The 10,496-nt window shown below is 66.3% G+C and carries 8 protein-coding genes and 2 tRNA genes; 1 reads left to right on the top strand and 9 read right to left on the bottom strand.

What is annotated here, in order from left to right; all coding sequences use genetic code 11:
* Nucleotides 1-4: 4 nt before the first annotated feature.
* Nucleotides 5-81: transfer RNA gene (locus B5G20_RS06585), tRNA-Glu, on the top strand.
* A 404-nt stretch (nucleotides 82-485) separates the two neighbouring features.
* Here B5G20_RS06585 and B5G20_RS06580 read toward each other — a convergent pair.
* From B5G20_RS06580 to B5G20_RS06540, 9 genes are all read right to left on the bottom strand, one after another.
* The gene (locus B5G20_RS06580; protein ID WP_087356012.1) at nucleotides 486-1,175 is read right to left on the bottom strand and encodes an ATP-binding cassette domain-containing protein; all 690 of its coding nucleotides are present in this window, start codon (nucleotides 1,173-1,175) and stop codon (nucleotides 486-488) included.
* Nucleotides 1,172-2,278 carry an ATP-binding cassette domain-containing protein gene (locus B5G20_RS06575; protein ID WP_239286909.1) on the bottom strand — a complete coding sequence of 369 codons (1,107 nt, stop codon included), beginning with the start codon at nucleotides 2,276-2,278 and terminating at the stop codon, nucleotides 1,172-1,174. The genes B5G20_RS06580 and B5G20_RS06575 overlap by 4 nt, the downstream gene beginning before the upstream one ends.
* Nucleotides 2,278-3,216 carry an ABC transporter permease gene (locus B5G20_RS06570; protein WP_087356010.1) on the bottom strand — a complete coding sequence of 313 codons (939 nt, stop codon included), beginning with the start codon at nucleotides 3,214-3,216 and terminating at the stop codon, nucleotides 2,278-2,280. The genes B5G20_RS06575 and B5G20_RS06570 overlap by 1 nt, the downstream gene beginning before the upstream one ends.
* Complete coding sequence (locus B5G20_RS06565) at nucleotides 3,209-4,189, bottom strand: ABC transporter permease (protein WP_239286908.1); 981 nt, start codon at nucleotides 4,187-4,189, stop codon at nucleotides 3,209-3,211. Before B5G20_RS06565 ends, B5G20_RS06570 begins: the two co-directional genes overlap by 8 nt.
* 93 nt (nucleotides 4,190-4,282) lie before the next feature.
* Complete coding sequence (locus tag B5G20_RS06560) at nucleotides 4,283-5,953, bottom strand: ABC transporter substrate-binding protein (protein WP_087356007.1); 1,671 nt, start codon at nucleotides 5,951-5,953, stop codon at nucleotides 4,283-4,285.
* 327 nt (nucleotides 5,954-6,280) lie between these two features.
* On the bottom strand, nucleotides 6,281-7,735 hold the full coding sequence (gene clpX / locus B5G20_RS06555; protein ID WP_087356005.1) for an ATP-dependent Clp protease ATP-binding subunit ClpX: 1,455 nt from the start codon (nucleotides 7,733-7,735) through the stop codon (nucleotides 6,281-6,283).
* The gene (locus B5G20_RS06550; RefSeq protein WP_087356003.1) at nucleotides 7,735-8,358 is read right to left on the bottom strand and encodes an ATP-dependent Clp protease proteolytic subunit; all 624 of its coding nucleotides are present in this window, start codon (nucleotides 8,356-8,358) and stop codon (nucleotides 7,735-7,737) included. The genes clpX and B5G20_RS06550 overlap by 1 nt, the downstream gene beginning before the upstream one ends.
* Before the next feature lie 315 nt (nucleotides 8,359-8,673).
* Nucleotides 8,674-9,963: a trigger factor gene (tig, locus tag B5G20_RS06545; protein ID WP_158094411.1), complete on the bottom strand. Its 1,290-nt coding sequence runs from the start codon at nucleotides 9,961-9,963 to the stop codon at nucleotides 8,674-8,676.
* Between the two features lie 99 nt (nucleotides 9,964-10,062).
* Nucleotides 10,063-10,146 (bottom strand) — tRNA-Leu (locus B5G20_RS06540).
* Nucleotides 10,147-10,496: the final 350 nt, after the last annotated feature.

Genomic DNA, 10,496 nt, shown 5'->3' with positions numbered 1-10,496 from the left:
ACATGGCCCGTTCGTCTAGCGGTTTAGGACGCCGCCCTCTCAAGGCGGAGATCACCAGTTCGAATCTGGTACGGGCTACCATCGAGTTTTACGGACCCTTCGGGGTCCGTTTTCGTTTGCGCCGAGTCGGTTCCGGCGTGCCCGAGGGCCCGGATCCCCCCGCTTAACAACCCCTGGAACAAAACTTCGCGTCAATGTAAGGATGGAATTTGCGCTCTTGAAGTAGCCAGATTCCGCTCGACGTCGCTACCTGCGGCTTTGTCTGACCCGGAAGGACAACTACTCGGCGAGGCGCGATTCCATCCTTACATTGACGCGAAGTTTTTTCACTGACCCCCTTTAGGGGCAACGCATCGTGCGCCATGGAAGGCCTTATCTCGACATTCCCGAAAAACCGGGGACATGATCGGCCGGCACCCTATTGAGCCCGATGCAGCAAGCGGGCTCACGGCACACGTCGCGTGCGTCTGCCATCCAGCAGAAACTTAGATGCGCACTTGCCGCGTGGCGACGCGACGCAAAAGTGCCGGTGAGTGCGAAACCACCACGAGCCCCATCTCCCGTTCTTGGGCAAGATCGAGGACGCCCGCCCAAACCTGTGCCTGGGTGAGGGCATCGAGCATCGCGGTCATCTCGTCGCAGATGAGGTAACGCGGACGCACCAGAAGCGCACGCGTGATGGCGAGCCGCATGAGCTCACCGCCTGAGAGCTCGTGGGGCAGGCGCGTGAGCCACGCTTCGCGCACACCGAGCCGCTCCATGAGGCCGCTCGCCCGCAAGCGCTCGCGAACCTGATCTGTGCGGCACACACCATGCGCTCCCGCACGCCTTGAGAACCCTGCCGCCGCATCCGCCTCATCCGTCTCGCGCAGACCCTCGGCGAGTGAGCGCCAGAGACGCACCCGCGGGTCAAAGGTCTGCTCGGGGTGCTGCCAGATAAGCTGGACCGGTCGGGCGGCGCGCGCGGCGCGCCCGAGGGGTGCTCCGTCCACGAGCACCCTCCCCTCACGTGGCTCGAGGTAGCCGCCAAGAAGGCGACAGAGCGTCGTCTTGCCCGTTCCCGAGGGTGCGACAAGCGCCACCCGCTCTCCGGGCTCCACCGAGAGACTCACCCCGCTGAGCACCGGACGGCCCGCTACATAGGAGAACCCCAGGTTCTCGGCACCGAGGCTCATCGGTCCCCCTCTCCATGTACGCCGCGCGCGGTCGCTCCGGCATCGCGGTCACAACAGGCCGTAAAGTCGTGATCGGGCAGCGCATGCCACAGTGCCCGCGTAAAGGGGTGCTCAAGAAGCTCCGGTGCGGCAAAGTTTGCCGTCGCCGTCTCCTCCACCACCGTTCCCTCATGAAAGACCGCCACACGGTCGGCCACGCGGAGCGCAAGCTCGATATCGTGCGTGATCAGCAAGACACCGCCACCCTCATCTGCAAAAGCACGCAGGTCGTCGAGGGCACGCACCGCAAGGTCGAGGTCGAGCCCGGGGGTAGGTTCATCGGCGATGATGAGCCGCGGGCGCCCCATGAGCGCGCAGATGAGGAGCACCCGGCGGGCCATACCGCCCGAGAGCTCGTGCGGGTAGAGACGGCCGACCTCACGGTCGAAGCCGTACGCATCAAAAAGCTCGGCCATGCGCTCGCGTCGCTCGGCTCGGAGCGCGCGACCCGCCGGCCCATGACCGCAGGGCCCTACAATCTGCTCCCCCACCCGCATGAGCGGATCGAGGTTGGCCACGCTCTGCGGCACGAGCGCGATACCGGCGCCCCGCAGCTCGGCCAGGTGCGCGGCATCGCAGAGCTCGCCGTCAAACCAGATGCGCCCGGTAACGCGGGCGTTGGGCTCGTAGAACCCCATGAGCGCGTTGGCAAGGACGGTCTTGCCCGATCCGCTTGCGCCCACCACGGCAAGCACCTCGCCCGCATGGACCGAGAGCGTGAGGTCGTGGAGAACCGGCACCTCGATGCGCCCCGCACGGAAGAACGGTGCCGCCGGATCGTACAGGGAAAAGCTCACCGAGAGCTGCTCAACGGTCAGCAGGTGGTGCCCCTGAGGATGGCGCGAACCGGCGGCATGCAGATGGTGATGATGCCGCTCGGCGTCCCTATGGGCACCCGCAGCATGGGGCATCTTCGTAGCGTCCGCGGCCGCAAGGGACACATCCCGCCCGTCGACCTCGCACGTGGTGCGCAGTCTGCCAAGCCCGGCCGCCCAAGCAGAAGCAGCGACGCAAATCGTCCCTGCCGCCGCATCGCCCTGCACCATGAACCTCTCCCCCGCCATCAGCGCTGCACCTCCTGAGGCGTCACGAGCGCGCGGAGCGCCGAGCCGAGCCGGTCGAAGAGCAAAACTGTCCCCAGCAGCGCAAGACCCGGAAAGACCGCAAGCCACCACGAACCGGCCGTGAGGTAGCCCATGGCCTCGGAGAGGATCACGCCGATCGCCGGCTGCTCCGGCGAGAGCCCAAACCCAAGAAAGGTGATCGACGCCTCGTGAAGGATGGCATGGGGAAAGAGCAGCACGAGCCCCACCAGATACTGCGGGAGCACGTGCGGCACCACGTGCGTGGCCACAAGGCGCAGGCTCGACACCCCGATCGCCCGCGACGCCGAGAAGAACGGCGCCGCCTTGAGCTGCAGGATCTCGGCCCTGAGCACCCGCGCGAGGCTCGGCCAGTGCGTGAGCGCGATGCCCACCATCACGCCCGTCGCTCCGCGGCCGAGTGCGTAGCTCACGAGCACCAGCAGCACGATATGGGGGATCCCCATAACAAGATCGATGACCCACGAGACAACCGCATCGGCCGCCTCTCCGCCCAGCGCCGCCACGGCGGCGAGGACAAACGCGATGACCGACGACGCGCAGGCGGCCACGATACCCACCCCGAGCGAGGTAGCAAGCCCGGCAAGCGTGCGAGCGAGCATGTCGCGCCCCATCCAGTCGGTGCCAAAGGGGTGCTCAAGCGTGGGCGCGAGGTTTGCCTGCGCAAAGTCGGTGCGCGCGGCCACCGGAGCGAGAAGCGCACCCGCAACCCCTATGAGCACAAGCGCCACAAGCGCCGCAACGGCCCAAGCCAGAAGCCCGCGCCGGCCCTCGCCCAGCCGCGTAGGTCGGGGACTATGAAGGCAGGTAAGGGGCTCCCCCGGCACGCTGGATGCGCCGCCAAAGGGCTCCCCCGGCACGCCGGACGCGACGCCGAGGGCCTCGGTCTGTTCAGCCATGGTGCACCTCCCCCGCGCGCAGCCGCGGGTCGACCACCCCGTAGAGGAGGTTCGCCGCCAAGTTACCTGCAAAAACGAGCAGCGCCGTGGCGAGCGCGATGCCCACCAGCAGGGGCGCGTCCCCGCCGAGCCCCGCCGTCACGGCAGCTTGGCCGAGCCCAGGGTAGCTAAAGACCTGCTCCACCAGAACTGACCCGCCGATGATCTCGCTCACCTGCGCGCACTGGAGCGTGAGCGCCGGCAGCACGAGGTTCCGGAGGCCATGCCGCACCACGATCGAGCGCTCCGACTCCCCGCGCGAGCGGGCAAAGCGGACGTAGTCGGCCTCCATGACCTCAAGCGTCTTCTCGCGGGTGTGGAGCGCCACGTTTGCCACGCCCGTGAGCGAGAGCACGAGCGCCGGCAGCGCCGCATGGTGCAGGCGTTCAGCGAACGAGACCGCGCCCGTGCCGCCGATTGCCGAGGCAAAGCCCACCGGGAACCACCCGAGCCACACAGAGAACACCATGAGAGCGAGCATCGCGAGCCAAAACGTCGGCGTGGCCGAGAGCAGATAGCACCAGCCGCAGACGATCCGGTCCAGGCGCGAGCCCCGCCGCGCACCCGCAAGCACACCGAGCGCGAGGCCGAGCGCTCCCGAGAGGAGCCACGCCGTTGCGAGCAGCAAAGCCGAGCCCGCGAGGCGTTCGGCCACCACATCCACCACGGGCGCGTTGAAGCGCAGACTGTACCCCAGGTCGCCGTGGAGTGCGTCGACGAGCCAGGCGGCCCAGCGCTCCAGCACCCCCTCGCCCGCGCCCCAGCGCTCGGCGAGTGCCGCCCGCCGCTCCGGGCTCATGGTGAGGTAGGCCGTCTGGCCCACATTGGCCTGCACGGGGTCGATGGGCGAGGCGCTCACCAGGGCAAAGGTCACCAGGCTCACCGCAAGCAAAAGCACCGTGAGCCGCACAAGCACCCGGAGCGGCGCTGGCACGCGGCGCCATGCGCGACTGAGGGCTGTCACAGAGACCTTCAGCCCCCTCCCCCGCACTACGCTGGGACGGCTCGCACCCGCTTCGCACGCCATCTACGCCCAGCTCCAGCGGTCGACGTTATTGACGAGCGACCAGCCGTGCCCATGGGGGTGCGGCTTCTGCGCGGCCACGTCGAGTCCGTCGCGCTTGAAGTAAAGATGGTCGACGTTGGCGATCCATGCCCACGTGGCGGCACCGCACGGAGCAAACCCGTCCGAGCCGTCCCATGCGGCGAGCCGCCAGTGGGCATAGGAGTCCTCAACCCGCGGCTCGGCAAGGGCGGCATCGAGATGAGCATCGATTGCGGCGCTCTCGTAGCCCGCATAGTTGCCCCAGCCGCTGGAGTAATTGAGCGCATACACCTCGATGGGCGAGTTGGAGCCCCAGCCCCACATGATGGGATCTTCGTACTGGTGCGCATAGAGCTCATCCCAGCTGCCACCCGCGGGCGTTACCTCAATGCCAATCTTTGCCAGCTGGTTGGCAAGCTCGTAGGTGAGCGCCTGGCGGACCGAGTCATCCGAGGAGTACCACACGGTGAGCGCGGCACGCACGCCGTCCCGCTCACGCACGCCGTCGTCGCCGAGGACCCATCCTGCCTCATCCAACAAATCGCGCGCGCGATCGGGATCGTAGTCGACCTGCATGTCGTCGCTCGACCACGGCATGCCGTCGCTTACGCTAAAGGCCGGCTTGCCGTAGCCCTGGAGCACGTTCTCGATCATAGCGTCGCGGTCGATAGCGCAGTTGATTGCCCGGCGCACCGCCACGTCGGAGGTGACATCATTGCCCTGCGCATAGGTCATATCCCCCTCAACGACCTTGGTGCCGCCCGCCGGCAGCACCGGCAACGAGATGCCCCGCGAGTCCACCGTGGCATAGTGCACGAGCTCGTAGCCGGCAAAGCTCTGGCCCGCATGTGTGGCAAAAGTAAAGGCGATGTCGACCTCGCCCGCCTGCACGGCCGCAAGCGCCGCATCCTCATCCATAAAGACCACCACGACACGCTCCATCTGCGGAGTCTCGCCATAATACGAGGGATTGGCGACAAAGATGGCCTGCTGCCCGCGGTCCCAGCGCTCGAGCAGGTAGCGGCCGGAGCCGATGGGCGCCTCGCCGTAGCCCTCGTCGTAGGCGTGCTCGGGCACGATGCCAAGCACGGCAAGCGTATAGAGGAGCGCATTGAAGGGCTTGTTGAGATGGAGCTCCACGGTGGTGTCGCTCGTGGCCACCGCCTCATCCACCATCGAGAGATCGGCCTCAAAGGCGGTGGAGCGCACCGCACCGTTGATGGTAAAGGCCACATCGGAGGCCGTGAGCGGCTCCCCGTCCGAGAAGACCACGTCGTCGCGGATGGTAAAGGTCCAGGTGAGCCCGTCATCGGAGCACGCATAGGACGTGGCAAGATCGTTTTGGAAGTTGAGCTCCTCGTCGGTGGTGATGAGGGTCGACTGGATGAGGGGCTCGTGCACGTGCTCGCCGCAGCCCCAGGCAACGAGCGGGTCAAAGCCCGCGGCGGGCTCGCTCTCGGTGTTCATGGCCACGATCACCTGCGAGGTTGCGCCGTCACCGGCACTCCCCACCCCTTGCACGGAGCCCTGGGGGCCTTCGCTGGAGCCGCCCGCGCAGCCCGCGAGCGCTCCCGCCACCGAGAGCGCTCCCCATCCGGCAGCCAGCGCAAAGGCACGACGCGAAACCGGGTGTGCAAAGGTTGTGTGAGCCATAATGCCCCCTCAGTGTTACGAATTTTGAATTCGTGTTACTAGCCGGAGGCATCATAGCATAGGAGTGCACTCCAAGTGCAAGGAGGAAACGAGCCGAAGGGCGGCACCCATGGCGCCCGGTACCCGACGGCCGCTAACACTAGGGGCGGGGCCAGCAGCGCCCGAGGCGCGCAACACAGGCGACCGCAAACACATGGGATAGAGGCAGGGGTGCCCAGGTGCACGGCGCGCACCAGCAGCAAACAAAACGGGCCGAGAGCGCGGTGCCTCCCAGGCGCTCAGCACCCAGCGGCCCAACCGCAAACCCTCGGCCCGATTCCGGCACCGTTACGCCGCGCGGTACACCCGCAGCGGCTCTTCCTCGCCGCGCACGGAGGCAGCCGTCACCACGACCCGCTCAACGCCCTCCTCGGAGGGCAGATCGAACATCGTCTGCTGAAGCAGCTGCTCGCAGATGGAGCGCAGACCGCGTGCGCCGGTCTTGCGAGCGAGCGCAAGGCGCGCAATCTCGTGCAGGGCGTCGTCCTCAAATTCCAGCTCAACGTTCTCGAGTTGGAACATGCGGCGGTACTGCTTCACGATCGCGTTCTTAGGCTGCGTCAAGATCGACACGAGGTCGTCCTCGTCGAGCGCACGGGTCTCGGTGATCACCGGCGTGCGGCCGATGAACTCCGGGATCATGCCAAAGGCGTTGAGGTCCTGCGGGAGCACTTGGCGCAGCAGGTCGTTCTCGTCGGTGGAGGTGGGGCCGGCGAGCTCGGAGTTAAAGCCCACGCCCTTGTTGCCCACACGGTCGGCGATAATCTTGTCGAGCCCCACAAAGGCGCCACCGCAGATAAAGAGGATGTTGGTGGTGTCGATGTCGATGAGCTCCTGCTGGGGGTGCTTGCGCCCGCCCGTGGGCGGCACGCTCGCAACCGTTCCCTCCAGGATCTTGAGGAGCGCCTGCTGCACGCCCTCGCCCGACACGTCGCGCGTGATGGAGAGGTTCTCGGCCTTGCGGGCAACCTTGTCGATCTCGTCGATGTAGATGATGCCCACCTGGGCGCGCTCCACGTCGCCATCGGCGGCGTTGATGAGCTTGAGAAGAATGTTCTCCACGTCCTCACCAACGTAGCCCGCCTCGGTGAGCGCCGTGGCGTCGGCGATGGCAAAGGGCACCTCAAGGATGCGCGCGAGCGTCTGCGCCAAGAGCGTCTTGCCCGTACCGGTGGGCCCGAGCAGAAGGATGTTGGACTTAGCGAGCTCCACGTCGGAGAGGTCGTCCGGCCCGGCGGCGTGCTTGCCGATAGGCTCGTGCGCGGGGTGACCCGAGCTCTCGTCGAGCGCCTCCTCGGCCGCACCGCCCTCGATGACGCGCCGGTAGTGGTTGTAGACCGCCACCGACATCGCCCGCTTGGCTTCCTCCTGGCCCATCACGTAGAGCGAGAGCTCGTCGTAGATCTCGTGCGGGGTGGGCACGCGGCGGATCACCTGCTTCTGCGGGGTCTCCCCGGCCTCATCGGCCTCCTCGGCGGGCGCGGCCTCAGCCGGCGGCTGCATAAAGCCAAAGTTCCCGAGCCCCGAGAAGCCGCCCTGCGTCATGATGTCGCGGGCAATGGACTCCTCGAGGATATCCGAGCACTCCGAGACGCACTCGTCGCAGATGTAGATGTCGCCCGGGCCCTTGATGAGCTTGCGGACCTGGTCGCGCGTCTTGCCGCAGAACGAGCAGCGGATGGGCTCCTCGTCGCCGGGGTAGCCGGGTGCGCCAAAGGCGTCGTTATCGTAGTCGCGCGGCATTATGCGTCGCCTTTCGCAGCGTCGGTACGGGACGAGATGATGCGGTCCACCAGACCGTAGGCCAGAGCGTCGGTGGCGCGCATGTAGTGGTCGCGCTCGGTGTCGGCCTCGACCTTCTCAAACGGCTGACCGGTGGCATCGGCCAGGATCTGGTTGAGGTTGCGACGGTTCTCCTTGATCTCCTGGGCCACGATCTCGATCTCGGTCTGCTGGCCCTGGGCGCCACCGCTCGGCTGGTGAATCATCACCATCGAGTTGGGCAGACAGAAGCGCTTGCCCTTGGCACCGTTGGCGAGCAGCACCGCCGCCATCGAGGCGGCCATGCCCACGCAGATGGTCGAGACGTCGGGCTTGATGAAGTTCATGGTGTCGAGGATCGCCAGACCCGAGTACACCTCGCCGCCGGGCGAGTTGATGTAGAGCGAGATGTCCTTCTCGCTGTCCTGGCTCTCGAGGTGCAGGAGCTGGGCGATCACGAGGTTGGCCGTAACGGAGTTGATCTCCTCGCCTAGAAAGACGATGCGGTCGTTCAAAAGACGGGAGTAGATGTCGTAGCTGCGCTCGCCTCGCGGCGTCTGCTCGATGACATAGGGCACGAGCGCGTTATCGATGTGCGAGATCATGCGGTCTTCCTTTCCCTTCCCGGAGTACCTTGGAGAAGCAACGGTCACAGTATTCCGTACCCCGTCCGCCGCGGCGGGCGCCTCTGGCCTCAAGCTACGTCGGAACAGCGCCGCTGCGCCTTCCTCGCCTGTGCCCCGATCCGCCTCGCCACGCTGGTCCGGAACACGAAAGCCTGTGATCCGTGCTTCCCCTTTTGTGAGCACGGTGCCCGACCCGCCACTGCGGAGCCGGGCACCGTGCATTGTGCGTCGTCTTATCATACCCCACCGCGCAGACAGCATACGTCGCGAGCGGGAGGTGCGCCCCAGGGGCTCTTACGCCTCGGTCTTGGCGGTCTCGTCGATCTCGGTGACCTTGGCGTTCTCCACGAGCCAGTCGACGGCCTTGGAGCGACGGATGGAATCGCGGACGGCGGGCATGCGGCCCTCGGCAACAAAGCGCTCACGGACAGAGTCGGGATCCTCAACGCCGGCGCTCTGGAACTCCTTGTCCACGTCCTCCTCGGTCACCTCAACCTTGAGCTCGCGGGCGAGCGCATCGAGGGCGAGGGACTCGCGGGCCACGTCGTCGGCCTGATGATGCAGGTCGGCGATGAACTGCTCACTCGAGAGGCCGTTGGCCTGCAGCCAGGCGTCGAGGCTCATGCCGCGGGCGGCCAGGCTCTGGAGGAAGTTCTGGCCGAGCTCCTGGAAGACGGACTGCTCGTAGTCGGCGTCCATCTCGTCGAGCTCAAGGCGCTCGGCGAGCTTGGCCACGGCGCGGTTCTCCTTGAGCTGCGGGAAGCGCGAGGTCTTGTCAGCGGCGAGCTCCTCCTTGACGGCGTCGCGCATGGCGGCGATGTCGTCAAAGCTAAAGCCGGTCTTGGCAAACTCGTCGGTGAGCTCGGGGAGCTTGCGGGCCTTGATGCCGTTGACGGTGACCTCCACAGCCGCCTCCTCGGCACCCTCGACCTCGGGGGTCCAGCTGATCTCTTTGGTCTCGCCGATCTTCATGCCCATAAGGCCCTCGTCAAAGGCCTTGGGCAGGTTGCCGGAACCCATGGCGATCATGCGGGACTCGCCGGCGAGCGCCTCGGCGTTCTTGATGTTCTTGACGTTGACGGTCACAAAGTCGGAGTCCTCGACACCGCGGTCCTCGACGTCCTCAAAGGTCGCGTGGTAGCCGAGGAGTAGGTCGATCTGCGCGTCGATCTCGGACTCGGTGACCTCCTCGGGCGGCATCTCGATCTCGACGGGGTCGTAGGAGCTGAGCGCCGGGGTGGGACGCAGCGGGAAGACCACCTGGTAGGTGTAGTCCTCGTGGTCCTTGACGAGCTCGATGCCCTCGTAGTCGGCGTCCTTGACGGGCACGATGTCGAGCTCGTTGATGACGGCCGGCTCGGTGGAGCCGAGGATGTCGTTGGTGGCCTGCGCGAGCGTGGCCTCCTTGCCGAGCGCGCTATCGATGACGGGGCGCGGGGCGTGACCGGGGCGGAACCCCTGGAAGCGGTACTTGTGGGCCGCGTCCTTGTACGCCTTCTTGATGGCGGCGTCCACGTCGGCCGCGGGGATGGTCACCGTGGCGGTGAGCTTGCCGTCCTGCACCTCGGATTGCGTGATGTTCAACGTTCCTCCTCTTGCGTGGCCCAGCTCGGTTGGGTGCTGGGTACCCCTTGTTGCCATGTCGCCCCACAGGGCTGCGGGGCCAAGCCCCGCTGAGCGCGTTGGTGCGGGCGAAAGGACTCGAACCTTCACGGGAATCCCACTGGAACCTAAATCCAGCGCGTCTACCAATTCCGCCACGCCCGCACAGAGACGCACAGACTTGACATGATAGCAGAAACGCGCGGCTCCCACGCGAGACGCCTCACCTGCACAGGGTTGCCAAACGGGATCGGCTGGGGGCGTGTCCCTTTTGCGCCGTTTTCAAAAATGGGGCAAAAGGAACGCGTCCCCAACCGACCCTCCCCGGGCAGATGCCTTTACACCTTTGATGCAACAAGGCCGATGATGGGACCGAATTCCGTCCTATCACGGACCAATTTGCATCAAATGCGTGGGGCGGACATGGAATATGACGCCACAGGGAGCGCCGCCGCGGGACGCGCGCCCGCTCCCCACAAAAACAGGGCCGGAGGCATGCGACCTCCGGCCCTGCT

The sequence above is a fragment of the Collinsella sp. An7 genome (assembly GCF_002159335.1).
Lineage (GTDB): Bacteria > Actinomycetota > Coriobacteriia > Coriobacteriales > Coriobacteriaceae > Coprousia.
The sequence above is the reverse complement of the archived record's forward strand: the minus strand, read 5'-3'. Positions and strand labels throughout refer to the sequence as shown.